Here is a 26,199-nt window from a genome sequence, read left to right as displayed (position 1 = left end):
GGCTATTTCTTCATGCGAACGGTTTTCGTCGAGCGCGTTTCGAGAGTCATCTCGTCCGCCTCGGCGACCTTCGCCTTCAGTCGCACAGTACCGGTCGCCGTATCGACGACGTCCACCACCTTCGCAAGGAGTTTCGCACTCCCCTCGTTCCCCGAGGCACCGGCCAGTTGTACCGCGCGGCCCAGTTTCGCCGTGGCACCATCGGTATCGCCCGACTTGCGGGCATCGAGCCCCTGTTGGATGGCTTGGGCCAGTTCCGCCTGTCCCGTGTAGTGCGCCACCTGCGGATGGATCGCCGTGGCAGCGGCCATATCGTCCGTCCACACGGCCCGTACGAGGCCCTGCGACAGGGGCTGCGGCGGGCGCCCCGCGGGGTCGCCGTCCGGTGCGGAAGCGATCAACGAGACCCGGGCGGCCAGCATTTCCCGGCCGATCCCGGCGGCCGGTACCCGGAGGCAGAGGTGATAGTCGCGGGACTCGTCGCCCCAGGAGCCGGTCGGGTAGTCCGCCGACCGCGGACCGGACTCCCGGCACCGGCCGGTCAAATCCAGCACGGTGGGCGCCACTTGCCGGACGAAGACGGTCTCGGCGCCCAGCGGTGTCCACAGCCGCAGCCCGACGTCGGCGATCTCCTTGCCCATCGCCGCCTCCATCAGCCGCGTGAAGTCGGCGGCCAGCCCGGCCGGATCGGCGACGATATCGGCGGTGCCCAGCAGCGCCGAGGCGATGGCGGTGACCTCCTTGACCTCCCAGTCCGTGCCGACACCACGGGCATCGCAGGTGAACGCACCGGAGCAGGCGTCCAGGGCGGCCCGCAGCTCCCGCGGCGACTCGTGCTCGTTGCGGCCGTCGGTGAGCAGGAGGGCGTGCCGGATGCCGAGCTCGGCGGACGCCAGCAGCCGCCCGGTCAGCCGCAGCCAGCTGCCGATGGCCGTGCCGCCGCCCGCCGTCAGGGTGCGCAGCGCCTCCTTCGCCTGCGCACGGGTGGCGGCCGCGGCCACGGCCAGTCGGCCGCCGCCGGGGTAGACCTCGACGGCCCGGTGATTACCGGCCACCACCGCGAAGCGGACCCCGTCGCGCACGGTGTCGAGGGCGGCGGCCGTCGCCTCCCGGGCGCCGCGCAGCTTCGCCGGCGGATGGTCCATCGACCCGGAACGGTCCACCATGATCACCACTCCGGCGTCCGGCCCGCCGCCACCCGCCGCCGGTACCGGCCGGCCCCCGGTCGTGCCGCCCCCGGTCGCGGTGACCGTAATGATGGCGTGAACTTCCCGCCCGCCCTCGGGGAGATAGGGGTTCTGGTACACCTCGGCGGAGAAACGCGGCACCCGGGACTTGGCGAAATTGGCCATCCGTTCCGCTCCTTGAGACGCCGTAACCGGTCGGTCGGTACACGTGGTGCGTCGTACACGGCGCAGGGCGCGCGGCGGCATACGGGCGGGGGTGCGCCGCGCCGCGCACCCCCGCCCCGCTCACCGTCGGTGCGCCGGTCAGGCCGGGGCCGGCTGCCCCGCCGGTGCGGGGAACGGCACCAGCGCCACGGTGACGTTGTCGTGCCCGCCGCCGTCGAGGGCGTGGGTGACCAGGGTGCGGGCACCGTTCAGCGGCCTGGCGGGGGCGTCGTACGGCAGCACCGCGGCCATCTGCTCCGCGCTCTCGGCGTAGTTCCACAGCCCGTCGGTGCACACCACCACGATGCCGGGCCCGTCCGGCTTGAACGTCGCGGTGTGCGGCTCGACCTCGTACGCGTCCGCGCCGAGCCAGCCGGTGATGGCGTGCGCCCGCTCATCGGCGTTCGCCTCGGCCTCGGACATCAGGTTGTTGGCGACCATCTGGGCGGCCCAGGAGTCGTCCTCGGTGAGCCGGGCGGGCGGCGCCGTACGGTCGTTGGGGATCCAGTAGGCGCGGCTGTCGCCGACCCAGCCGACGGTCAGCAGGCCGCCGCCGACCACCGCACCGACGAAGGTGCAGGCCGGGGCGTTCTGCTGGCGGTGCTCGTCATGGGCCAGGGACGGGTCGTTGGCCAGCGCGTCGACCGCCGAGGAGGCCGCCAGGATGGCGTCGTGCATGGCCTGCGCGGGGTGCGTACCGCGCGGCAGGGATTCCCGCAGTGCCTCCCCGGCGGCCTCGGACGCCGCCGTGGACGCCTCGTCGGGGCGGGTCGCCGAGGAGACCCCGTCGCAGACCACGGCGACCACGGCGGGGGTGCCGTCCGGCAGCGCGGCGGTCCGCAGCGCGAAGAAGTCCTCGTTGCGGTGGTGCCGGTGGCCCCGGTCACTGACCGCCGCGATGCCTCCCACCTCGTCTTCCATGTGGTCGCGGGCGCGCGGGCGGGCGTGACCGCAGTGTGTGCAGTAGCCCTCGGCGTCCACGGCGCCGGACCGGCAGGCGGTGCAGACGACGGTGCCCCGGGCGGGCGTCCCGGCGGCGCCGGACGGGCCGTCTGACGCGGGGGGCGCCGCCGGCTCGGGGGCGGGCACACCGGGTTCCGCGGCGGGCGTCCCCGGGTCCGCGGCCGGTGCCACGGGCTCCGCGGCGGGCACCCCGGAGGGCGCGCCCGGCCCGGCAGCGGTCGCGGGTCCGGTCCCGGCGGCGGCCGCGTCGGCCACCGCCTCGTATCCGGCGACCCGCGGATCGGCGGACGGCGGAGTGTCGGCCACCGGCGGGTGGCCCGGCATCGGCGGTACGCCGGTGTCCCCGAACGGGAGCCGGGCCTGCGGGTCCGGAGGCGGCGGCCCGGCCGGACCGGTGCGCGCGGCCGGGGCGGGCGCCGGCGGCGGCCCGGGAGGCATCGGCGGCGGGGGCGGTGCGGCGGCCGCGCCGGGCGCGGGCGGAGCGCCGTACGCCGGCGGTGCGGCGGGCGCCGGAAGTCCGGCGCCGCACCGCCCGCAGAAATTGTCCCCCGCCTCAAGCGGTTCGTCACAGCCCGGACACCGGGACGGCCCAGTCACACCCATGTCACACCCACGTCCTGGGGCGGAAGCGGTTGGCCCGTTCCACCAGTTCGATCCTTTTCTCACCACGCTGTGCCAGCCGTGCCAGCAGCCGGTACGACTGCTCCAGGCCGAAGCGCAGACCGCGCTCCTCCAGCGGGCTGCCGAGCAGCGCCGGCCGCTCGGCGGCGGTCGCCGCGACGTCCGGCCCGGCACCGTGGCTACCGGAGATTACCCAGTCCAGGGCGCTGCCCAGTACCTCGGTGGTGAGTTGTTCCCGGCGCTCGGTGTCCAGACCGAAGTCCCCGAGCGCCTCGACCTGTTCGGCGGCCGCCCGCAGATCCACCAGCAGCGCATCGCGCGGCGGCCGCTGCCGCAGCCGGGCGCGGACCGCCGCGATCCGCGCCGCGATGTAGTGGATGGACGACTCCGGCACGGATTCCAGTGCCGCGACCGCGCCGCCCCGGTCGCCCGTCGCCAGCCGCACCCGGGCCAGCCCGAACGCGGCGCTGACATGGCTGCGGTCGGTCGCCCACACCAGGCGGTAGTACTCCAGCGCGTTGTCCAGCTGGCCCAGCAGCTCGGCGCAGATGCCCAGCGCCAGCTTCGGCGCCGGTTCCCCGGGAAAGGCGTCGTAGACGGCGTCGAAGGCCAGTGCGGCGTTCTCGCGGTCGTCGGTCGTCAGCGACACCAGGCCGCGGTGCCACACCACCCGCCAGTCCGCGCCCCACGTGGCGGGTTCGGCCCCGCCCCGCCCCGCGGCGGGCCACGGCCCGGCGGGCTCGGCCGCGATCGTCTCCAACACCTCTTGTGCCGCCGCGCCGTCCCCCGCCTCCAGACGGGCGCGCAGCTCCCGCAGCCGGAGCTCCAGGGAGTCGTCGGGCGCGGCGCGCAGCGCGGCGAGCAGTTCGGCGGGCCCGGCGGCCGGCAGCCCGGCCAGCAGCCCGGCGTTGGCGTCGCCCGGGTGGACCCGCGGCACCGGCAGCGCGAGGGCGGCGCCGGCCACGTCCAGGGGGCGCAGCAGCGGCCCGACGGCGGGCGCCGCCACCGCGCGCGCCGGAGTGGCGCCCCGCGCGCCCAGCAGCGAACTGTCACCGTCCGCCACGGGCACCAACTCCGTGTCTATCACCCGGAGTTCGGCCCCGAACAAGGTCGACGGGGCAGGGCGCGGCTCGCCCGACTGGAGCGCCACCACCTCCCGCAGTACCCCCGTCAGCTGCTCGGCCATCTCCTCCGCGGAGGCGAACCGGCGCGCCCGGTCCGGGTCCGTGGCGCGCACCAGCAGCCGGTAGAAGGACTCATAGGTGCGGAACACCTCGATGTTGTCCGGATCGGGCAGCGAGTCCGCGAAGATGTTCGTATAGCCCTGGAAGTCGAAGGTGAGGACGGCGAGGGTGCGCGCGACGGTGTAGAGGTCCGAGGAGACCGACGGGCCCAGCGCGGCGATCTCCGGCGCCTGATAGCCGATCGTGCCGTAGATCGGGCTCACATGGTCGTCCATCCTGCGCACCGCGCCCATGTCGATCAGCTTGAGCTGATCGTGCTGCTGGATGGCGTTGTCGACCTTGAAGTCGCAGTAGAGGTAGCCCCGGCTGTGCAGATGGCCGAGCGCCTCCAGCGCCTCGATGCCGTACGCGCAGGCCTGCTCCACGGGCAGCGGATCGCGCCTGCCCAGCGGGGTGCGCCGCTCGTTGGCGAGGTCCTTGAGCGACTTGCCGCCGACGTACTCCATGACGATGTAGCCGTCGCGGCTGCCCGTGGCCCGGTCGAGGTGCTCCACGAAGTTGTAGATCCGCACGATGTTGGCGTGCTCCAGCTCGGCGAGGAAGCGCCGCTCGGACACCGCCACCGCCAGCGCCTCCGCATCACCGGTGTCCAGCAGCCCCTTGAGCACCACCCACCGGTCGGAGACCGCATGGTCCGTCGCCAGATAGATCCAGCCGAGCCCGCCGTGCGCCAGACAGCCCACGACCTCGTACTGGTCGTGCACCATGTCACCGGGCCGCAGCTTGGGGACGAAGCTGTACGGATGGCCGCACTTGGCGCAGAACCCTTCCGTACGGCCCGGCTCCTCGGCGCGCGTGCGGCCCACCGGCGCCCCGCAGTCGGCGCGGCTACAGAACCGCTTGCGCTCCGGGACCTCCGGATGCTCCAGCACCGCCGTCCCCGGATCGGGCCGCGGCACCTCCGGCACCGCCACCAGACCGGCGCCCAGCCGCCCGCGCGACGGCCCGGAGGACGCACCGCTGCCCGGGCCGGGCCCCGAACCGCGCCCCGACACCGCCGAGACCCCGCGCGCCCGGCCCCCGTGGGAGCCCGCGCGCGAGAGCCGTCCGGACACCGACCGCCGGGACGCCGACGGGCGGGCCGACGGCGCACTGTCCCGGGAACCCCGTCCGGACGGCGCGCCGCCGTCGGGCGCGGGGGCGGGGGAGGGGACCGTCAGCAGCGCCCCGGCCGCCTCCCGCGCGGCTGTGCCGCCCGCCGACACCCGGCCCGTCAGGCCCGTGGGCGACGACGACAGCAGACCGCCCGGCGAGACCACCGGCGCCAGACCGCACAGATCGCAGTAGCGCTCCCCGCCGCCGACATCCTCGTAACCGCCCGCACAGTCCCGCCGCTGGCAGCGCTCGCCGGCCCGCTCCGTCACGACTCCCCCCGCCCCTCCAGCTGCTGCGGAACCAACGCCTCCGCGGCCGCCTGCTGATAACGCCACACCGCCTGCTCGGCCGCCCGCAGATCACACGGCGCGCTCCACAGCATCCGGCGCGCGAGGTCGTACCGCTCCGTCAGCAGCGGATCCCCCGCCAAGCCATGGCGGGCGACCTTCGCCCGGTACGCGTCCAGCCGGCCCCGCAGCTCGGCCCGCACCGCCAGCGGCGCGGTCACCGCCGTCAACGATTCGCGGGCCCGGTGGAGTTCGTCCTCCGCCCGCTCCTCCAGGCTGTCCAGCAGTGGGGAGAGCCGGTGCCACTGCGCCCGCCTGCGGTAGTCGGCCGCCGCTGCCAACTGCTCGTGCAGCGCCGTCGACGGGCCGCTGACCGCCGGCACCTCCGACGCGGCGATCTTCGCCAGCACCTCGCCCCGGGCCTGCCGCGCCTCGGTCAGCGTGCGGTCCGCCCGCGACAGCACGTCCCGCAGCTGCATCAGCCGCCGCTCCGCGTCCTGCCGCACGTCCAGCACCGCCGCCACCTCCCGCCGGATGTCCTCCAGCGCACGGGCCGCACGGTCATAGCGCCCGGTGTCCGGCCGCCCGCCGCCCGGCGCCGAACTCCCCGTCGACGACGACACCCAGAACGCCAGCGGATCCGCGATCACCCGCTCCCGCAGCCGCAACAGCTCCTCCGTGATCCGCTCCAGATCGTCCCCCGCCGGATGCTCCCCGGGCCGCACCCCCACCGAATGCGCCAGCGAACGCGTCCGCTGCAACTCGGCCGACAGGAGGTCTATACGGGCCGGCAGCGCCGACCAGACCGCGTCGGCGGTCACGATGACGTCCAGCGACCGCGCGTACAGCCCGTTGATCCGTGCGACGAGCGACTCCAGGCTGAACCGCTCGTCCGGCCGGGCCGGGCCGTCCTCCGGGGCACCGTCCGCCGCGGCCGCACCCGGGACCGTCACCCCCTCGCCGTGCAGCAGTTCCGTCAGCTCCGCCAGATCCTCCGGGGACGGCCAGCGGCGCCGCTCGCGCAGCTCACGCGCCGACTCCAGGGCGGCCGTGTACGCGTCGAACAGCGACCACAGGACCGTGATCGACCGTTCCGCGGCGGCCCAGCGTTCCTTGGTGGTACCGGACAGCTCGGCGCCCTCCAGCAGACGGCGCCCCGCGTGATCCTGCAACGCGAGCAGCGAGGTCTCGATCGCCTCGTACTCGGCACCGAGCCGCTCCAGAGCGCGATCCACCTCCTCCCGGTCCGGCACCGGGGCATCGGGCCTCCCCGGAGAGCCGGGGAAGGGTCCAGGGACCCCCATCGATCACCTCTCCAATACGCGTACGATGCACGGCGGTTGCGGCGACCCCGTAGTCGCTGGCGGTCTGCTCCTCCCGTCTCCACCTCCATAGTGACCTCATCCGGCCGCTCCATGGGGCGATCGGTCGCGCACACCGCTCCTTGGGGCGATCAGTCGCTGTACTCCGGCGACGGCGGCCCCGATATGCCCGGCAGATCGGCCTGCAGCCACTTGCGGTACGCCCGCATCCAGGGGCTGTCCGCGCCCCCGTCGCCCCGGTAGTCGTCCAGGACCTTGTTGACCCGCCGCACCAGATCCGTGTCGCCCCGGTTCATCGCCACGCCGTACGGCTCGTCCGTGAACGGCCGGCCCTTCAGCTCCACCGCCGGATCCTGTGCCGCCTGCGCCGCGGCCAGCGCGTTGTCCGTGACCACCGCATCCGCCTCACCCAGCTGAAGCCGCACCAGGCAGTCCAGCTGATTGGGCACCGTCAGCACCTTCGCGCCGTGCGGCCGCGCCGACAGCTCGCTCTCGCCCGTCGAACCCGCCGCCGTGCACACCCGCTTGCCCCGCAGCGAATCGTCGAACGTCGCGATCTTCGACGCCTTCGGGGCCAGCACCTGCTGTCCCCCCTGGAAGTACGCCGTGGAGAAGGCCACCTGTTCCTTGCGCGCACAGTTGATCGTCATCGTCCGCACCACCAGGTCGACCGTGCGCTTCTGGAGCGCCGGAATCCGCTGGCTGGTCGGCACCGCCTTGAAGACCACCTTGGGGTGCGGCCCCAGGATGTCCTCGGCGACCGCCCGGGCCAGATCGATGTCGAAGCCCGCCAGCTCACCGGTCACCGGATCGCGGTACCCCCACCGGTAGGTGTTCTGGTCGACCCCCACGACCAGCTGGCCCTTCTCCTTGATCCGCGACACCGCCGGACCGTCCTCCGGCGACGGCCGCAGACTCTCCGCGGCGTTCCGCGCCGTGCACTTCGCGACCGCCGGCGCGGCCCCCGGCCCGTACGCCCGGTGCGTCACCGCCGGGGCCGCCGCACCACCACGGCCGCGCCCGGCCTCCCCTGCGTGGCCGCCCAGCGCCGGTACCAGCACCGCCGCGGCCGTCGCCATCACACACATCCCCGCCGCGACCGGCGCCAGGACGGCACGCAGATTCAGCAGCCCTCGCGCGCGCATCCCCATGTCCCCCTCACCCGGCTCCCTCACCGGTACTCCGCCAGTCTGCGCCCGATGCCCAGCACCGCGCCCAGCGCCCCGAGCCCCGCCAGCACCCCGGCCCCCACCGGCAGCCCGCGCAGCGCCGCCCGCCCCCCGTCCGCCGCCGACCGGAACTCCGCCTGCTCATGGACCAGCGCCCGCTCCAGCCCGGCGGCCACCCGGTCGAAGGACTCCCCGGTGGACCCCCCCGCACCGATCACCTTGGCCAGCGCCCCCTCGTAGTCACCGCCCTCGTCCGCCGCCCGCGCCTGCGCGTGACGCCCCTGCCACTGCCGGACCTGCGTCAGCGCCGCCCGCACCGGACGCCGCCCCGCCTCGTCGTCGGCCAGCTCGAGCGCCGCTCCCAGCCTGCTCCGCGCCGCCGCCGCACCGTGGTCCCCCGCACCCGCCAGCTCCGTCATCCCCGCGCGGAAACCGGCCTCGTAGAAATCCTGCCGACCGTCCGTCAGCACCGCGCCCCGCGCCACCAGCGTCAGATTCTCGTCCCCCCGCGCCCGCAGCGCGGCGATCCGCGCCTCGTTGAGCACCCGCAACGACCGCGCACCGTGCTCATACGACCCCGTCAGCTCCGCACGCGCCACCGTATGCCCCGCCACCAGCCAGCCCAACACCACCAGGGACGCGGCCGTCGCCGCCAACAGGCCCCGGTTGAACACCCGGTTGGTCCGCCGGTAGTGCCGCCGCTGCGCCCACCCCAGCGCACCGAGCGCCACCACCCCGGCCGCCACGGCCCACCACGGCCGCGCCTCGGCCGTGGCGTAGTCCCCGGCCAGCCGGTCCGTCTCCGCGTCGTACAACGCCCGCGCCGCCGGGAGGAGTTCCGTCCGCATCTGCTCATGCGCATAGCGCAGATACGCGCCGCCCAGCGGCAGCCCCTGCCTGTTGTTGGCCCGCGCCGTCTCGACCAGTCCCGTATAGCGCGGCAGCCCGCCGTTGAGCTTCGCGATCTGCGCGCCCGCCCCGTCCGAACCCGCGCTGTTCGCCGACGCCTTGACCAGCAGCGCGGACGCCGTCCGGATATCGGCGGCATACCGGTCACGCGTCGCCCGGCTCTCCTCGCCCCCGGCCAGGAAGCCCGCCGCGGCCGTCGTGTCCGCATCCGCCAGCGAACGGTAGAGACTCGCCGCGTCCGCGGTCAGCGGCTGGCTGTGCTCCACGACATCGTCCGCGGCCGCCGCCCGGCCCGCCACCTGCCAGGCCGTGACCGCACCGAACAGCACCACCAGCAGCGCCAGTACGGCACCGATCACCCGCAGCCGGCCCGGCTCGGTCGTCGCCGCGGCACGCAGCTCGTCCAGCCCCTCGGCCCAGGCCGTCCGGCGCCCCGCGGCGGGCGGTGACACGCTGCTGATCGACACGGAACCTGAACCTCCCCCTGGGGCGCTGACGGCGGGACCGGCCCCCGCGCACAGCGCCCGGGAGCGCTCACGACATGGACTGGTGCACGGGCAGCAGTATGTCCGTAGCCACCGACACCCACACCGCTAATGCCCCGATCTTGTTCGGATCGCGATCCGCGAACGGGCCCGCCGCACCGCCGCGCCCCGCATTACAGTGGGCGGGAGAGTCATCAGACATCAGGTGTTACCGGACCCCGGGTGTCCCGCTGAAGGGGAAGTGATCTCGTGCAGTCGGTCCGCAAGGGCAGGGTGTCGCTCGTGGAGACCGCGACCGACGAGATCCGCGGCCAGATCGTGAACGGCACCTGGCCGGTGGGCAGCCGCATCCCGCCCGAAAGCGCCCTCTCCGAAACCCTCGGCGTCAGCCGCGCCTCGGTCCGCGAAGCCGTCCGCTCGCTGGTGCACGCCGGCCTCCTGGAGCCCCGGCAGGGCGACGGTACGTTCGTGATCTCCGACGACGACAGCGCGGTCGCCCTCCGCCGCCGCCTCGAACGCGCCGAACTCAGCCATGTCACCCAGGTCCGCCAGGGCCTCGACGTGGTCGCCGCCCGCCAGGCCGCCACACACCGTACGGACACCCAACTCGCCGGCATCGAAGCCGCACTGGCCCGCCGCAAGGCCGCCCTCGCCGCGCACGACAGCGAGGCGTTCACCACCGCCGACGCCGAGTTCCACGTCCTGGTCGCCGAGGCGAGTGACAACCCCGTCCTCGCCGACATCTACCGCTCCCTCAGCGCCGCCCTGCGCGAAGAACTCCGCCGCGCCGCCTGCCTGGACACCGCCACCGCGGCCCCCGCCGACCCGCACTCCCGCCTCGCCGACGCCATCCGCGCCCAGGACCCACAGGCCGCCGTGGACGCGGCCGTCCTCCTCCTCGCCGGTCATGTACGGGACCTCGCCCTTCCGCTGGAGGACTGACCCTGGCCGTCGGCTGGACGGCTGCCCCCCCCGGCCACTGGCTCGACGACTGACCCTGGCCACTGGCTGCGCGCGCCCGGCGGCGGCGCGCGTACCACCTTGTCGCGCCCCCCGGTTCACTCCCACGCGCCGCTGCGCCGCTCACCCACCTTTGGCTACGCTGAGTGACGAAGGTTGGTTCTCGTTCCAGCGGTCGGCACGGGGTGCGCCCGTGCTCGGCACGATCCGGAGGTAGCGGCATGCGACGCATGAAAAGGCTCCTCGGCGACCGAGCCGCCGGCAGGGTCGGCAGTGGCGTCACCTCGGACAACTCTCCTTCGGCCAGAGGCTTTCTGACCGTCGGCGGCACCACATATGTGGACCCCCACGGCAGCTATCCCCTCGCTCACGGCCTGGACGGCTCCGCCACGCTCATCGTCAACGACACGGATCAGTACGTCACGGTGGTTACGGAGCGCGGTCGTGATCGGGGGCACGGGCGCGGTCGTGATCATCGTGATCCACCTCTGATCGCGGTCCAGGATGCGCCTGTGTTGGGTGAGGTTGCTGCGGAGGCGGGGCGGGCGCCGGCATCGAGTCAGGATCCTGGGCTGGGCCTGGCCCCGGCATCGGGCCAGGCCTCTGCGCTGGGCCATGGTCCGGCGTCGGGCCAGGTCCCCGTACGGGAGCACGCCCTGGGTGGGGACCTCGTGCTTGCCCCCGGGGAGCGCGCGGAGACCTGGCGGGGGGACAGCGTGCGGGTGGGGTGAGGTGGGGACGGAGGCGGGGGCTGGGGAGGGGTGGGGGAGGGGGAGGGCCCCAAGGGGGGCGGGCCCAACGCCCAAGCCCCAACGGCCGCCTCCACCCACCCCGCCCCCATCCCCAACCCGGCACCCCTTACCCCCAAGCCCTCCGGACCCGCTCATAAGCCCCCGCCGTCGCTCCTGCTCGGTCCAGGGTGTCGAGGGCTGCGCCCAGTACGGGTGGGGCGGTCACCAGGTGGGGGAGGACCTTGGGGGCGTGGTCTGTGAGGAGTTGGGTGAGGTGGTTGTGGAGGAGGGGGTGGCGGGCGGTCAGGATGCCGCCGCCGAGGATGACGGGGGCGGGTTCGTCGAGGAGGCCGAGGCGTTCCAGGGCGACGCGGGCCAGCAGCGCGATCTCCTCGGCCTGGCGGGTCACGAGAGTGCGGGCGACGCGGTCTCCGGCGGTGGCGACGGCGAAGAGGACCGGGGGGAGTTCGTGGCGGCGGTGGCCGGGGATCTCGTGCAGGTGGAGAGCTTCGATCAGTTCCCGCATGGTGGTCAGGCCGAAGTGGGCGGGCAGTGCGCGGGCCAGCTCGGTCGGTGCGCCGCGGCCGTCCTCGGCTCGGGCCGCGCACCACAGCGCCTCGTCGGCGAGGTGGGCGCCGCCACCCCAGTCACCGGAGATCCGCCCGATGGCGGGGAAGCGCGCGGTGGCTCCGTCGCGTCCGACGCCGGCGCAGTTGATGCCGGCCCCGCATACGACGGCGACGCCCACCGGCTCCCCGTCGTCCGGCAGTCCGGCCCGTAGCAGGGCGAAGGTGTCATTGCGGACGGTCACCGTTCCCGCCCACCCGCGGCGCGTGATCTCGGCGGTCAACTGGGCCTCCTCGACGGGGAGGTCGGCGTTGGCGAGAAAGGCCGAGAGGTGGTCGACGGGCCCGGCTGCTCCTGCCACTTCGGCGGGCTCCGACACTCCTGCCGCTCCCAGGGGTGCCGCTGCTCCCACGAGCCCCGCCGCCCCGGCCGCCCCCGCCACCCCACCAGCCCCCGCCGCTCCGCCCACCCCCGCCTCGGCCAGTACAGACGCGACCAGCGGCGCCAGCACGTCGACCGCCCGCTCGACGCCCACAGCCGGCGGGCGGAAGCCGCCGCCACGGGCTGTGGCGAGGACGCGGCCGTCCGTGGCTACCAGGGCCACATCGGTCTTGCTGTTGCCTGCGTCGATGGCGAGGGCCATGCCGGTCAGGCCCATGGCAGGTGTTCCCGGTTGTGGGCGATCAGCTCGTCGGTGAGTCGGTCCGCGGGGGTGAGCTGGCCGATGAGGGGGTGGGCGAGGAGGGCGGAGTAGACGGCTCGGCGGCCCTCGGTGCGGCCGGTTTTGCGGCCGGTGGCGCTCAACAGGGCTGCTTCCAGGGCGAGCTGTTCGTAGGCGGTGACGTGGGCGATCAGTCCGGCGTACCGCGGTTCCAGGGGGCGTACGGGGAGGGGCGCGGGGCCGGTCGCGTGCACGGTCGCGGGGGCCTCGATCACCGCGTCGTCGGGGAGGAAGGGGAGGGTGCCGTCGTTGCGGGTGTTGACGATCTGGGTGTCGCCGGTGTCGCGCAGCAGCGACGCCGTCAGTGCCACCGCGGCTTCCGAGTAGTAGGCGCCGCCGCGCCGGGACAGCAGCTCCGGTTTCTCGTCGAGCGCCGGGTCGCCGTACAGGGAGAGCAGTTCCCGTTCGATGGCGGCGACCTCCGTGGCGCGGGACGGTTTGCTGCGCAACTCCCGTACGACCTCGTCGTGTTGGTAGTAGTAGCGCAGATAGTAGGAGGGGATGGCGCCGAGGTGGTCGAGGAGGGCGCGGGGCATCCGTAGTTTGGCGGCGAGGGCGTCGCCGTGTGCGGCCAGCAGGTCGGGGAGGACGTCCTCGCCCGCGACGCGTACGGACCGTTCCCAGGTGAGGTGGTTGAGGCCGATGTGCTCCAGGTCGACTTGGTCTGGGGCGACGCTCAGCAAGGTGGCGAAGGTGCGCTGGAAGCCGATGGCGACGTTGCACAGGCCGACCGCCCGATGGCCGTGGGTGAGCAGGGCCCGGGTGACGATGCCGACGGGGTTGGTGAAGTCGACGATCCAGGCTGCGGGGTTGCGGCGGCGGACCCGTTCGGCGATGTCGAGGACGACGGGGACGGTGCGCAGCGCCTTGGCGAGGCCGCCGGCGCCGGTGGTCTCCTGGCCGACGCAGCCGCACTCCAGCGGCCAGGTCTCGTCCTGGTTGCGGGCGGCCTGGCCGCCGATGCGCAGTTGCAGCAGGACGGCGTGGGCGCCGTCGATACCGGCGTCCAGGTCCCCGGTCCAGGAGATCCGTCCCGGGTGCCCCTGTTTGGCGAAAATGCGCCGGGCCAGTCCGCCCACCAACTCCAGCCGCTCCGTATCCGGGTCGATGAGGACGAGCTCCTCCAGCGGCAGCTGATCACGCAGCCGCGCGAAACCGTCGATGAGTTCGGGGGTGTAGGTGGAGCCGCCGCCGACCACGGCGAGCTTGATACGGGGGTGCGGGGTGCGTTCCTGGGGAGACGGCATACAGATCAGCCCTTCACTCCGGTGAGCGTGGCGCCTTCGGCGAAGGCCTTCGGAACGTGCGGCGCGGCACCGGCCGGGCACCACGGAAAGCCGGATACGTCGTCGTTACGTGTCCCTATGAGTGGCATGGCGGACTTCCTTCCCGATGGCAGCGGCGGGAGTTGGAGAGGTGTCGCGGGTCCTCCTCACGCGGTCGGCGGTCGGCGGTCGGCGGTCGGCGGTCGGCGGTTGGTCGGCCGTAGGCGGTGGGCACCCGGCGTTCAGGATCGACGGCCGTCGAGGCGCGATGGCCGCCCGGCCAACCCCGGCCTGGCACCGGCCCTCAGCCCGTCTGGAACACCGCGTCGCGCGCCGCGGCGAGGGCTGTCCGCAGGGCGCCGAGGAGGATCGGATTGCCGTCCAGGTGGCTGAGGCGCAGGGTGGGGCGGGGCAGTGCGAGCCCGGTGAATTCCTCCTCGACCAGGGCGCGCAGGGCCTCGCCACCGGCCCGGGCCACCTCGCCGGAGAGCACGATGAGTTGGGGGTCGACAACGGCCACCACGGCGGCCAGTCCGGTCGCCAGCCGCCGCGCCACCTCGGCGCGCACCACGTCGAGCGCCAGTGCTTCGGCGACCGTACGGACGTCGGAGGACCCGTACTCCCGGCCCAGTTCGATGACGCCCGGTGCGCCGACGAGTCGCTGGAAGCCGCCGCCCGCGTCCGGCCGGGCGGCCTCGCGTGCGCCGCCCCGGGACAGCGGGGCGCCGGGCAGCGGCATATAGCCGATCTCGCCCGCGCCGCCGGTGGCGCCGCGCAGCAGTCGCCCGCCCAGTACGAGGGCGGCGCCCACGCCCTTGTCGGCCCACACGAGCACGAAGTCGTCGAAGCCCTGGGCGGCCCCGTCGTGCTGTTCGGCGACCGCTGCAAGATTCACATCATTTTCGAGTGTGACCGGCATGCCCAGTGCCTCGGCCAACTCCTCCTTGAGCGCCCGCGCGTGCCAGTCCGGCAGGTGGGGTGCGTAGCGCAGCCGTCCGGTCCGCGGGTCCAGTGCGCCGGGCGTGCCGATGACCGCCCCGTGCAGCCGCTCGCGCTCCAGCCCGGCCTCGGCCAGCGCCCCGTCGACGGCCCGCGCGACCAACCCAGCGGTCCGGTCCGGGGCGTCCCCGTCGATCGCATCGCTGCCGACCCGTGTCTCGCCGAGCACCTGCCCGGTGATGTCGGCGACGGCGGCGGTGACGCCCAGCTGATCGACGGCCAGTGCGGCGACGTGGGCCGCGGCCGGGTTGATCTCGTACAGCTGCGCACTGGGGCCCGGCCGCCCGGTCTCGTTGCCGGTGGTCCGCACCAGCCCCGCGGCCGCCAGCCGGGCCAGCAGCTGGGAGGCGGTGGGCTTCGACAGCCCGGTCAGCTGTCCGATCCGGGTACGGGTCAACGGGCCCCGCGACACCAGCAGATCGAGCGCGGCCCGGTCGTTCATGGCCCGCAGGACCCGCGGCGTCCCGGGGATTCCCGGTACGGACTGCCCACCAGGCATGACCTGACCACCAGGCATGACCTCACCCCGTTCACCGGCGGCGGGCCGGGAGGAGCGACCCCCAGCCTCTGTTAGGAAACCTTCCCATCGATCCGACAGGAAGGTAGGCCGCGGCCGGTCGTAGCGTCAATGGGCCGAGCGGTCGCAACTCAAGGGCGGGCCGGGGCAGCCCGCGGCGACACAAATGACGAAGGGGCGTACCGACACGCTCGTCGGTACGCCCCTCCCGCTCGCAGAGGCCCTCAGGCGGTCGCCCCTCGGCTACCCCCTACTTCCCCAACTTGGACGGCGACGCGATCGGGTTCGTCGCCAGGGACTGGGGGGACAGCGGGTTGTTGAGGGCCGAGGGGGCGGCCATGCCGGCGGAGGCGTCGGTGGTCTCGGCTTCCTCGTCCTCGGGGAGCGGGCGCGGGGCGAGGTGGACGCCGGCCGCGTCCAGGGCGTGCTTGATGCGCCAGCGCAGTTCGCGCTCCACACCGAGGGCCTTGCCGGGCATGGTCTTGGCCGCGACGCTGATGGTGACCGTGTCGAGGTGCACCTCGCTGAGGCCGAGCACCTGCACCTGCTCCCACAGCTGCTCGTTCCAGGGCTCGGACTTCGACATCTCCGCACCGGCGGTGGTGATGGTCTCGCGGGCGCGCTGGAGGTCCTGGTCGGCGGCGAGCACCACGTCGACGGCGGCCGTGGACCAGCCCTGGCTGAGGTTGCCGATCCGCTTGACCTCGCCGTTGCGGATGTACCAGATGGCGCCGTTGGGGCCGCGCAGCTTGGTGACGCGCAGGCCGACCTCGATGACGGTGCCGGTGGCGACCCCGGCGTCGATCTCGTCGCCGACGCCGTACTGGTCCTCCAGGATCATGAAGACGCCGGAGAGGAAGTCGGTGACGAGGTTGCGGGCGCCGAAACCGATGGCCACACCGGCCACACCGGCGCTCGCCAGCAGCGGCGCCAGGTTGATCTTCAGGACGGAGAGCACCGTCAGGGCGGCCGTGCCCATGATCACGAAGGAGGCGACGCTGCGCAGCACCGAGCCGATGGCCTCGGAGCGCTGCCTGCGTCTCTCGGCGTTGACGAGCAGTCCGCCCAGCGCGGTGCCCTGGGCGGCGGCCGCGGTGCGGTTCATCCGCTCGATGAACTTGGTGATGGTGCGGCGAATCACATGCCGCAGCACCACCGCGATCACCAGGATCAGCACGATTTGCAGGCCGGACGTGAGCCACGTCCCCCAGTTCTCCTGCACCCAGCCGGCGGCGTTGGTGGCCTTCTCCGTGGCGTCGTCGAGCGAAGTCGGGCCGGAGGAGCCGGGTGTGGCGGCGCTCAGGTGCGCGGCAGCGGCCGGCGAAGCGGACCAGAACACAGTCGAACCTTCCGTGTGGGACAGCAGACCCGGGCCTCGGTGGGACCCCAGGGACCGGGCAGACCAACCACACTAACGGGGCAATGAGAACGGTCCGCGCTCTTGTTCGAACGGACAGGTTTTGCGCGGGCCGGAAAGAGCGGGATCCGGACAGCGGCGCGAGGGGTGTGGTGGAAAACACCTCCGGGCCGTTACTCGGTCATGGTGGCGCTCCGACCAGGCAGCGGGGGACACTGTGGGGAGATCGTCCCGGCGCGAGCCACGCGCCGCCGGCGTACAAGGAGGCACCCGTGCCGCATGTCCTGGTCCTCAACGCGTCGTACGAGCCGCTCGGCGTCGTACCGCTCCGCCGCGCGCTCATCCTCGTCCTCAATGAGAAGGCTGTCAGCCTTGAGGAGTCCGGCGCCCTGATGCACAGCGCAACCCGTGTCGTCCCCGCTCCGAGCGTGGTCCGCTTGAAGCGGTTCGTGCGGGTGCCCTTTCGCGGCCCCGTGCCCCTGACCCGCCGGGCGCTGTTCGCCCGTGACGGCGGGCGCTGTATGTACTGCGGTGGCGTCGCAACCAGCGTCGACCACGTCATCCCGCGCAGCCGCGGAGGTCAGCACACCTGGGAGAACGTCGTCGCCGCCTGCCGGCGCTGTAATCACGTCAAGGCCGACCGCCATGTCGCCGAGATCGGCTGGCGGCTCCGGCATCAGCCCGCCCCGCCGTCAGGACTGGCGTGGCGGATCATCGGTACGGGCCATCGTGACCCGCGCTGGCTGCCGTATTTGCAGCCGTACGGCGCGGATGACGCCCTGGCCCGGATCGACGCCGTATCGGCGTAGGTCCGGGTTTTTCCGTCCGGGGGCCGTGGGGACGGAGCCGTGTGCGCGGCTCCCCACGGCCCCCGGACGCGTTCAGTGCGCGTTGTTGCCTTGCGCGTTCTTGCCTCGTTCGTCCTTGTCTCGCTCGTCCTGACCGGGCTTGCCCTGGCCGCGCTCGTCCTGGCCGGGCTCGTCCTTGCCGTGCGGCTCCTGCACCGCGTACGCCTCCACCGACCACAGCGAGTAGCCGAAGCGGGTGGCCCGCTTGTCGCCCTGGATGCGGACGAAGCGGGCGTCCCTGGCGTCCATCCGGAGGGACTCCCGGCCGCCCTTGCCGTCCCGGACCGTGGCCGCCGTGCGCCAGGTGCGGCCGTCCGGGGAGACCTGGACGCGGTAGCCGCTGGCGTAGGCGTCCTGCCAGTGCAGGACGAGCCGGCCGAGGCGGGTCGGGTGGGCCAGCGCGAACTGGAGCCAGGCGCCGTCCTCGGCCGTGGACGACCAGCGGGTCCGCGGATCGCCGTCGGTGGCCGCCGACGCCGGGAAGTCGGGCGTCTCGTCCCCGGAGGAGGTGGCGACGGTGCCGCGCACGAGGTCCTTGCCGCCGGTGCGCGGATAGGTCCGCACCGTCAGCGTCTGCCGCGCGCCGCCGAAGTCCACCGGGATCTCGTACGTCCCGGAGGGGGCGTTCCGGGGGACGTCGACCGTGATGCGGACCGTGGCGGTGCCGCCGCGTGGTGCGGTGACCTCGTCGGGGGCGTGCACGGTGAAGCCCTTGGGTGCCTTGACCGTCAGCTTCCCGTGGACGTCGGCGGGGCGGCGGGAGTAGATCCGGGCGTCCACCGTGGTGCTGTCGCCGGGCTGGGCGTCGGCCTCCTTGCGGGACAGTTCGAGCCCGGCCGGTTCGGTGTCGTCGAACCAGGGGGTGAGCGCCTTCACGGACGGGGCTTCCGTGCCGTTCGCCCAGGTCAGCCGTACCGCGTCGGCGCGCAGCCGCGGGGTGTGCGACTCCGTCCAGCCGGTGGCGGAGAGCCGGCCCAGACGGCGCCAGCCCTCGCCGGGGACATGCGCCTCCAGGGACACGGCGCGGGCGGCGGCGCCCGGCTCGGTCAGGGCGGTGACCGCGGCCAGCCGGCGGGCCCGCTCGAAGGGGACGGTCAGGGACCTCGGGCCGGTGTCCTCGTCGGGCCGGGGGGTCTCGTGGCGGGCGCCGGTCCAGGCGTCGGCCTCGGTCATCGCCCGCTCCAGGAACGGTGCGAGCACCCCCTTGCCGACCGTCGCCGGGCTGCGCGCGATCTCCTTGCGCAGCCGCTGCGCCGTGCGCTGGGCGGACCATGCGGTGCCGCCGTCGTCGTGGGCCTGCGCCATCAGCGTGTCCACGGCGTGCGCGCCGGCGGTGCCGTAACGGGCCAGCTGGTCGGCCCACGGGCGGATCTCGGCGGCCAGATCCGGGTTCAGGTCGTCGGGTGCGCTGCTCATGGTCCGGAAGGCGTTCCGCAGCTTCCGGGCCGCCTTGGCGAGGTCGGCGTCCTGGCCGGGCCGGCCGTGGTTGGTCGCCGCCTCGCGGGCCGCCCAGAAGCGGTTGATCAGTACCCGCAGATACCGCGACTCGGTGCGGTCCAGCACCGAGGAGGAGTCGTTTCCGGCCAGCGCCCGCAGCGCGGCCCGGGAGCGCGGGTCGCTGCCCGCCAGATCGTCGACGGCCGCGTCCCAGGACTCCGCGGGGCGGTAGTCGCGGGGGTTCCAGGCGTAGTCGGCGGCGGTGAACAGCGGGATGCGGGAGGCGAGCGGCTGCTCCATGGCGTTGGCGAGCAGCGCCGAGGAGCCGGTGGCGACGGCCGGCTCCCGGCCCCGGTAGGGACCGAGGAAGATCCGGTCCTGGGCGTAGTCGTTGACCGGGTAGTTGTCCATGGTCACCAGCGGGTGGCCGAACGCCTGCTGGGCGGTGGACAGCTCCCCGCCGGTGATGGTCCGCGGGAGCACCCCGATCCCGGTCCAGGCCACCTCGACCCGGTCGCCGAGCGCGTCGGAGAGCGCGCTGCGGTACGTCGTCGAGCCGTCCTGGTAGTACTCGGTCGGCATCAGCGACAGCGGCGCGGCCTTTGGGTGCCGCTCCGCCAGGTGCGCGGCGAGCGCGTTGGCGATCTTGGCCTGCGCGGTGGCCGCGGCCCGCGGGCCGGAGCCGAAGGCGTCCTCGTCGGCGCCGCAGTGCCATTCGCTGTAACTGACGTCCTGGAACTGGAGCTGGAAGGAGCGCACGCCCAGCGCCCACATCGCGTCCACCTTGCGCCGCAGCGCCCGCAGATCGTCCTCGGACGAGTAGCACAGCGCCTGGCCGGGCGCGAGGGCCCAGCCGAGCGTGACATGGTTGGCGCGGGCCCGCTCGGCCAGCGCCCGGAAGTCGTCGCGCTCCGCGGCCGGGTAGGGCTCGCGCCACCGGGCCTGGCGGTACGGGTCGTCGCCGGGTGCGTACAGATAGTGGTTCTGCTTGGTGCGCCCCATGAAGTCCAGCTGGGCCAGCCGCTGCGGCCGGCTCCACGGCTGCCCGAAGAACCCCTCGGTGGTGCCGCGCACGGCCGTACCGGGCCAGTCCCGTACGGCGACCGACGCCAGCTGCCGCTTCCGGCCCGCACCCACGATGACCAGCTGCCGCAGTGTCTGCGCGGCGTGGAAGAGGCCGTCCGGGCCGACGCCGTCCAGGGCGACCGTGTCCCGGCCGGCGACCTGGCCCACGGCGAGCCGGTAGCCGCCGGACGGCAGGTCGCCGCGGGCCGGTGCCCGCAGCGCCCGCAGCGCGTCCGCGGCCTGCTCACCGCCGGCCCGGATCACCGGCCCGGCCGCGGGCAGCCGGTCGCCGGGCGCCAGGGTCCGCACGGTGTGCACCCCGGCGTCGCGCAGCAGCCCGCGCAGCACGTCCAGGGCGTAGGGGTCGGTGTCCGGCGCCGCCACCAGCGTCGCCTCGCCGCCCAGAGGCACCGGGGCGCCGAGCTCCTGCATCGACTGGGGGCGCGGCCAGACCGCGGGCGTGCGCCCCGCGCCGGCCGGGCGGTCCGGCTGCTCGGGCGTGCCGATGGCCGGGTCCGCGGGCGCGGCCTGGGCGCCGGGCGCCCCGCCGAGCAGCCCGCCGATGACGGCGGCGGCCAGTGCGGTGGTCCCCGCCACCCGTGCGCGGGTGCCCGCGCCGCTCGCCTTGCCGCCCCTACCGATTTTTCCGACGCTCCATACGCCCCGGCCTCGCACGGCTTCTCCTCGTCCCCGTCCATCGCTCGCCGGTCTGCACCGGCGCCCCATTTCCCCGCCGGTGCCCGTTCGGACGGACCTTCGGCCGTGAGCCCACCATTGTGGCGGTGAGGGTGTCAATAAGGCCATGGCGCCGTCCCCTACGACGGGATACGTACAGCTATCGCCGGGTGCCGTGGACGGGGCTTCGCGGGGCTCGCCGGTCCGCAGAACTTTCGTCGCGGGGTCCGCTTTCTCCGCGTTCTCTGCGCCTCCCGGTGTCCGGCGCAGTGAAATCGCCTGCGTGGGGGATAATGAGACGTGGGTCACGTTTCGTGAGCAGATACGTCTGCGAACGTATCGAGTGGGTAGGGCCCAGGTGTCCCACTACCGATGAACGGGAGGCCCTCGTGGCCGCATCCGCTCAGCTGCTCCTCGACGCTCTGTCCTCCAAACCGGGAGGTGCGACGATGGAGCCCGATCTCTTCGACGGGGTGTCCGACCCCGATTCCGGCCTCGACGGCTCCGGCTCCTACAGCTTCGTCGAGCCGCCACTGACCAGCGAGCCCCCGCTCGCCGACGCCGCACCACTGACCAGCGAGGTCCCGATCGCCGCCGAGCTGCCGCTGACCAGCGAGCCGACGGCCGCGGGCATGGGCACGGAGTCCATGGAGGTCTGAGGACCCATGGGCCGCGCGCGGCTCGCCCGGCTGCACGGCGTCGCCACGTCGTACGCACCCTCGCCGGGCACGAGCGTCCAGATCGCCGGCGACACCGTCGTCGCCGTGCTCGCCGCATTAGGAGTCGACGCTTCGACCCCGCACGCCGTACGCGCCGCCCTGGCCGCGTACGAGGACGACGCGCGCCGGGCCCTGCTTCCCCGCACCGTCGTCGCCCGGCCGGACCGGCCACCCGACCTCGCGCGTCTCCCCGAAGGCACCGTCCTCCGGGTCGAGACCGGGGCCGGGGAGACGGCGGACCTGGGCGCGCCCGATCCGGCGGCGCTCGCCCGGCTGCCCCTGGGTGTCCATGTCCTGGAGGCCCGGGCCCCCGGCGGCCGCACCGCCCGCGCCCCGCTGATCGTCGCGCCCGACCGGGTGCCCGCACCCCCCGGCCGCAGCCACGGCTTTCTGGTGCAGCTCTACTCGCTGCTGTCCCGGCGGTCCTGGGGCATGGGCGACCTGGGGGACCTCGCCGATCTCGCCGCCTGGTCCGGGCGCGCCCTGGGCACCGGCTTCCTCCAGCTCAACCCGCTGCACGCGGCCGTCCCCGGCCCGCCCACCGACCCGTCGCCGTACCGGCCCTCCTCGCGCCGCTTCCCCGACCCGGTCCATCTGCGCGTCGAGCACATCCCGGAGTACGCCCACCTCACCGGCGCCGCGCGCTTACGGGCCGACGAGCTGGCCGCCCGCGCCGATGCGCTCCGTTCCGAGGTGCTCGAACGAGGCGCGCTGATCGACCGGGACGCGGTCTGGGCGCTCAAGCGGGAGGCGCTGGAGCTGCTGTGGGCGGTGCCGCTCGGCCCGGGCCGGCGGGCCGCGTACTGCGACTTCCTCGCCGAGCAGGGCCAGGCGCTGGAGGACCACGCCACCTGGTGCGCGCTCGCCGAGCGGCACGGCACCGACTGGCGCGGCTGGCCCGCCGAGCTGCGCGATCCGCGGTCCCCGGGCACCGCCCGGCTGCGGCACCGGCTGCTGGACCGGATCGACTTCCACTGCCGGCTGGCCTGGCTCACCGACCAGCAGCTTTCTGCCGCGCAACGGGCCGCGCGGGACGCCGGGATGGCCGTCGGGCTGGTGCACGACCTCGCCGTCGGCGTCCACCCCTCCGGCGCCGACACCTGGGCGCAGCAGGACGCCTTCGCCGCCGGGATGTCCATCGGGGCGCCGCCGGACGCCTTCAACGCCCGCGGCCAGGACTGGGGCCTGCCGCCCTGGCGCCCCGACGCGCTGGCCGCCGCGGGCTACGCCCCCTACCGGGAGCTGCTGCGCGGCCTGCTGCGGCACGCCGGGGCGCTGCGGATCGACCATGTGATGGGGCTGTTCCGGCTGTGGTGGGTCCCGGAGGGCCGGCCGCCGACGGAGGGCGCCTATGTCCGCTATGACGGCGAGGCGATGCTCTCCGTACTGGCCCTGGAGGCGCAGCGGGCCGGGGCGGCGGTGATCGGGGAGGATCTGGGCACCGTCGAGCCGGGCGTCCGCGAGGCGCTCGCCGCGCGGGGTGTGCTGGGGACGTCGGTGCTGTGGTTCGAGCGGGACTACGGGAACGGGGAGCCAGACGCGGAGGATGGGGCGGACGGGGCGGACGCGGCGGCGCGGGCGGCCGACGGCCCCGGGGCGGCCCCGGCGCCGGAGGCGGTGGCCGAGGGCTCCGGCGCGGGCCCGGCGGGGGAGGACGAAGCCGCCCGGGAGGCCGCCCCCGCGTCGGGCGCCACGGCCCGCATCCTGGCGCCCGAGGAGTGGCGCGGCGCCTGTCTCGCCACCGTCACCACCCACGATCTGCCGACCACCGCGGCCCGGCTGACCGGCGAGGACGTCGCCCTGCGCGAACGGCTCGGGCTGCTCGCCGGACCGCCGGAGCGGGAGCGCTCCCGCGCCACCCAGGAACGCACCGAGTGGCTGCGGGAGTTGGTGCGGCGCGGGCTGCTGCCCGAGGGGCCGGGCGACGAGGAGGCCGCGGTCAAGGCCGTGCACCGCTTTCTGTTGCGCACCCCGGCGCGGATGGTCGGCGTCTGGCTGCCCGACGCGGTGGGGGACCGGCGCCCGCAGAACCTCCCCGGGACATGGGACGAATACCCGAACTGGCGCCTGCCGATCGCCGGCCCCGACGGCCGCCCGCACACCCTCGAAGAGCTGGCCGCCTCGCCCCGACTGCATGCCCTGATGCGGGAGTTGTGGGACGGGTATCGCTAGGCCGGGCGCCGGGCACGTCACCGTACGGGCGCGCAGCGGTGGCACCTGGAGGTCGCACGCGCGCGGCAGCACCCTCGGGCGCCGGCGGATTCTCGCGCTGCCGTGGGCGGTGAGGGCGCCGGTTGTGCCACCCCGGGCGCGCGGGGCGCCGGGGCGTCCGATACGTTGACTTCGTGAGCAACAAGGTCAATAAGAATGTCCTGCGCGCCGGAACCATCACCGCCGGCACCGCGCTGATGCTGCTGATGTCGTCCCCCGCGTTTGCGCTCACCCGCGACGATGGTGACGACCCGGGTCCGGGTCTGAGCGTGATCGAGACGCTCGGCCTCTACGTCGCTTTGCCCATCGTTCTCTTCCTGGTCATCGCCGGGCTGGTCATGGTGGGCGACAAGTCCCACAAGCAGGCCGGGTCCAAGGGCTGACACCGGGCACCAGTGACGCCGCAAGGGCGCCCATCGGTTACAAGAACCGATGGACGCCCTTTGTCGTACCCGGATATTTCCGCAGGTGAAAAAGGGGTTGCGAGGTGGCTATCGCGCGATTTTCGACCGGTTTGCGCGGGGCCGTATTTAACCGGCCCTAACCTACGATGACGTAACCTACGCAGCCGTAGGTCTAACCTACGGTCCCGTAGGTCATCGTCCCCAGGAGTTCCCCCCGTGACCATCGCCCCCGCCCGCCATAACGGAGAGCTCGGCCATGCCGCCTGGAGCGACGCCCAGTTGCTCTACGCGCTCGAAGAGGTCGTCGAGAAGGAACTCAACCGCCATCTGAAGGTCGCCAAGGACTGGATGCCCCACGAGTACGTGCCGTGGAGCGACGGGCGTAACTTCCCCGGGCCGCTGGACGGCGACGCCTGGGACCCCGAGCAGTCCAAGGTCAGCGACATCGGCCGGATCGCCCTGGTGGTGAACCTCCTCACCGAGGACAACCTCCCCAGCTACCACCACGAGATCGCCACCCTCTTCGGCCGCGACGGTGCCTGGGGCACCTGGGTGCACCGCTGGACCGCCGAGGAGGGCCGCCACGGCATCGTGATGCGCGACTACCTGCTCACCAGCCGAGCCGTCGACCCGGACGAGCTGGAGCGGTTCCGCATGGCCCACATGGCGGAGGGCTTCGAGTCCGACAACTCGCACAGCATGCTGCACTCCGTGGCGTACGTCGCCTTCCAGGAGCTGGCCACCCGGATCTCGCACCGCAACACCGGCCACCACTCCGGTGACCCGGTCTGCGACCGGATGCTGACCCGGATCGCCACCGACGAGAACCTCCACATGGTCTTCTACCGCAACCTTCTCGGTGCGGCCTTCGAGATGGCGCCCGACCAGACGATGTGCGCGGTCCGCGATGTCGTCACCGGCTTCCGGATGCCCGGCCACGGGATGCCCGGCTTCGAGCGGTCCGCCGCGCGGATGGCCATCGGCGGGATCTACAACATGCGGATCCACCACGACGATGTGCTCCAGCCGGTGCTGCGCTTCCTGAAGGTGCTGGAGATCGGCGGGCTGGGCCCGGCCGGGCTGGCGGCGCAGGAGGAGCTGGGGCTGTTCATGGACGGCCTCGACGGCCAGGCGCGGAAGTTCGACGAGCGCCAGGCGGCCATCCTCGCCCGCCGCAAGGCCAACCGCGGCTGACGCGGCACGGCCGCTCCGCGTCACCGCCCACGGCGGCGGTGACCGGGGCGGCGGGTGCGTACGCTGCCCGCATGGCCGACTGGGACCTCAAAAAGCTGCGCATCCTGCGCACCCTCCACGAGCTGGGCACGGTCACCGCGACCGCCGAGGCGCTGCACATGACGCCCTCGGCGGTCTCGCAGCAGCTGACCGGGCTGGCCAAGGCGCTCGGGGTGACGCTGCTGGAGGCGCAGGGCCGGCGGGTGCGGCTGACCGACGCCGCGGAGCTGGTGCTGCGGCACGCGGAGGCGGTCTTCGCCCAGCTGGAGCGCGCCGACGCGGAGCTGCTCGGCTACCTCCGGGGCGAGGCCGGCCAGGTGCGGGTAGGGGCCTTCTCCACCGCCATCCCCGCGCTGGTGGTCCCCGCCGTACAGGAGCTGCGCCGTACGCACCCGGGGCTGTCGGTCGTCGTACGGGAGGCGGAGGCGGAGGCCGCGTACGAGCTGCTGGCGGAGGGCAGCGTCGATCTGGCGCTGTCGCTGGCCGCGCACGCCCCCACCGCGCGCGACCCCAAGTTCAGCCGGGTCGCGCTGCTCGCCGACCCGCTGGACGTGGCGCTGCCGGCCGGCCACCGGCTGGCAGCCGAGCCGGGGCTGCGGCTGGCCGATCTGGCGGGCGAGCCCTGGATCTTCGGCAGCAGCGGGCCCTGGTCGCAGATCACCACGGCCGCCTGCGAGAGCGCCGGGTTCGTGCCCGAGCAGGCGCATGCCGCCGCCGACTGGAGCGCGATCTGGGCGATGGTCGCGGCGGGCATGGGGGTGGCGCTGGTGCCCCGGATGGCGATGGCGGGCGGCATCGGCGCCTTCGGGCGCGGGGGATCGCCGCCGGCCGGGCGCGGCGGCCATGAGGGGGTCGCGCTGCGGGTGCTGTCCGGTGACCAGCCGCGCCGTCATGTGATCGCCGCCGCCCGGCGGGGTTCCGAAGGGGCGCCGGGTCTGGCCCGGGTGCTGGCGGCGCTGCGGCAGGCGGCCGCCGCGCAGCCGCCGGAAGGGTAAACCGTTCAG

General features: G+C 74.0%; 18 protein-coding genes. 7 read left to right on the top strand and 11 right to left on the bottom strand.

What is annotated here, in order from left to right:
• Positions 1-2 precede the first annotated feature (2 nt).
• From QT196_RS13985 to QT196_RS13960, 6 genes are all read right to left on the bottom strand, one after another.
• Positions 3-1,352 carry a VWA domain-containing protein gene (locus tag QT196_RS13985; RefSeq protein WP_168479141.1) on the bottom strand — a complete coding sequence of 450 codons (1,350 nt, stop codon included), beginning with the start codon at positions 1,350-1,352 and terminating at the stop codon, positions 3-5.
• Positions 1,353-1,490: 138 nt separating this feature from the next.
• Positions 1,491-2,957, bottom strand: coding sequence for a PP2C family serine/threonine-protein phosphatase (locus QT196_RS13980; protein WP_266731047.1), 1,467 nt, complete (start codon positions 2,955-2,957; stop codon positions 1,491-1,493).
• 1 nt (position 2,958) lies between these two features.
• Positions 2,959-5,583 carry a serine/threonine-protein kinase gene (locus QT196_RS13975; RefSeq protein WP_290354994.1) on the bottom strand — a complete coding sequence of 875 codons (2,625 nt, stop codon included), beginning with the start codon at positions 5,581-5,583 and terminating at the stop codon, positions 2,959-2,961.
• Positions 5,580-6,905 carry a hypothetical protein gene (locus tag QT196_RS13970; protein ID WP_290354993.1) on the bottom strand — a complete coding sequence of 442 codons (1,326 nt, stop codon included), beginning with the start codon at positions 6,903-6,905 and terminating at the stop codon, positions 5,580-5,582. The genes QT196_RS13975 and QT196_RS13970 overlap by 4 nt, the downstream gene beginning before the upstream one ends.
• Before the next feature lie 149 nt (positions 6,906-7,054).
• Positions 7,055-8,068, bottom strand: a complete 1,014-nt coding sequence (locus QT196_RS13965) for a glutamate ABC transporter substrate-binding protein (RefSeq protein WP_168479139.1) — start codon at positions 8,066-8,068, stop codon at positions 7,055-7,057.
• Between the two features lie 26 nt (positions 8,069-8,094).
• Positions 8,095-9,468 (bottom strand): hypothetical protein, encoded by a 1,374-nt coding sequence (locus QT196_RS13960; RefSeq protein ID WP_290354992.1) that lies wholly within the window; start codon positions 9,466-9,468, stop codon positions 8,095-8,097.
• A 300-nt stretch (positions 9,469-9,768) separates the two neighbouring features.
• On the opposite strand from QT196_RS13960, the gene QT196_RS13955 reads away from it, so the two are divergent.
• Entirely contained in the window at positions 9,769-10,428 is a 660-nt protein-coding gene (locus QT196_RS13955; RefSeq protein ID WP_248001134.1) for an FCD domain-containing protein, read from the top strand.
• A gap of 876 nt (positions 10,429-11,304) precedes the next feature.
• Here QT196_RS13955 and QT196_RS13950 read toward each other — a convergent pair.
• From QT196_RS13950 to QT196_RS13935, 4 genes are all read right to left on the bottom strand, one after another.
• Positions 11,305-12,402 (bottom strand): BadF/BadG/BcrA/BcrD ATPase family protein, encoded by a 1,098-nt coding sequence (locus QT196_RS13950; RefSeq protein ID WP_290354991.1) that lies wholly within the window; start codon positions 12,400-12,402, stop codon positions 11,305-11,307.
• On the bottom strand, positions 12,393-13,712 hold the full coding sequence (locus QT196_RS13945) for a 6-phospho-beta-glucosidase (RefSeq protein ID WP_211117346.1): 1,320 nt from the start codon (positions 13,710-13,712) through the stop codon (positions 12,393-12,395). Before QT196_RS13945 ends, QT196_RS13950 begins: the two co-directional genes overlap by 10 nt.
• A gap of 322 nt (positions 13,713-14,034) precedes the next feature.
• Positions 14,035-15,171 carry an ROK family protein gene (locus QT196_RS13940; protein WP_290356647.1) on the bottom strand — a complete coding sequence of 379 codons (1,137 nt, stop codon included), beginning with the start codon at positions 15,169-15,171 and terminating at the stop codon, positions 14,035-14,037.
• A 325-nt stretch (positions 15,172-15,496) separates the two neighbouring features.
• Positions 15,497-16,585, bottom strand: a complete 1,089-nt coding sequence (locus tag QT196_RS13935; RefSeq protein ID WP_211117345.1) for a mechanosensitive ion channel family protein — start codon at positions 16,583-16,585, stop codon at positions 15,497-15,499.
• A gap of 290 nt (positions 16,586-16,875) precedes the next feature.
• Here QT196_RS13935 and QT196_RS13930 point away from each other — a divergent pair, with 290 nt between their 5' ends.
• Positions 16,876-17,412, top strand: a complete 537-nt coding sequence (locus QT196_RS13930; RefSeq protein ID WP_018538909.1) for an HNH endonuclease — start codon at positions 16,876-16,878, stop codon at positions 17,410-17,412.
• 72 nt (positions 17,413-17,484) lie between these two features.
• Here the strand turns inward: QT196_RS13930 and QT196_RS13925 are convergent, their stop codons facing one another.
• Positions 17,485-20,550: a beta-N-acetylglucosaminidase domain-containing protein gene (locus QT196_RS13925; protein WP_266731478.1), complete on the bottom strand. Its 3,066-nt coding sequence runs from the start codon at positions 20,548-20,550 to the stop codon at positions 17,485-17,487.
• A gap of 467 nt (positions 20,551-21,017) precedes the next feature.
• On the opposite strand from QT196_RS13925, the gene QT196_RS13920 reads away from it, so the two are divergent.
• The 5 genes from QT196_RS13920 to QT196_RS13900 all read left to right on the top strand — a co-directional run bounded on the left by QT196_RS13920 (position 21,018) and on the right by QT196_RS13900 (position 26,190).
• Positions 21,018-21,287 (top strand): hypothetical protein, encoded by a 270-nt coding sequence (locus tag QT196_RS13920; RefSeq protein WP_042154838.1) that lies wholly within the window; start codon positions 21,018-21,020, stop codon positions 21,285-21,287.
• Between the two features lie 6 nt (positions 21,288-21,293).
• Complete coding sequence (gene malQ / locus QT196_RS13915) at positions 21,294-23,519, top strand: 4-alpha-glucanotransferase (RefSeq protein ID WP_266731031.1); 2,226 nt, start codon at positions 21,294-21,296, stop codon at positions 23,517-23,519.
• A gap of 173 nt (positions 23,520-23,692) precedes the next feature.
• Positions 23,693-23,941 (top strand): hypothetical protein, encoded by a 249-nt coding sequence (locus tag QT196_RS13910; protein ID WP_042154835.1) that lies wholly within the window; start codon positions 23,693-23,695, stop codon positions 23,939-23,941.
• Between the two features lie 237 nt (positions 23,942-24,178).
• Positions 24,179-25,156, top strand: coding sequence for an acyl-ACP desaturase (locus tag QT196_RS13905; protein WP_168479134.1), 978 nt, complete (start codon positions 24,179-24,181; stop codon positions 25,154-25,156).
• A gap of 71 nt (positions 25,157-25,227) precedes the next feature.
• On the top strand, positions 25,228-26,190 hold the full coding sequence (locus tag QT196_RS13900) for a LysR family transcriptional regulator (RefSeq protein ID WP_266731028.1): 963 nt from the start codon (positions 25,228-25,230) through the stop codon (positions 26,188-26,190).
• Positions 26,191-26,199 lie beyond the last annotated feature (9 nt).

Source organism: Streptomyces sp. P9-2B-2 (assembly GCF_030406865.1).
Lineage (GTDB): Bacteria > Actinomycetota > Actinomycetes > Streptomycetales > Streptomycetaceae > Streptomyces > Streptomyces platensis.
The sequence above is the reverse complement of the archived record's forward strand: the minus strand, read 5'-3'. Positions and strand labels throughout refer to the sequence as shown.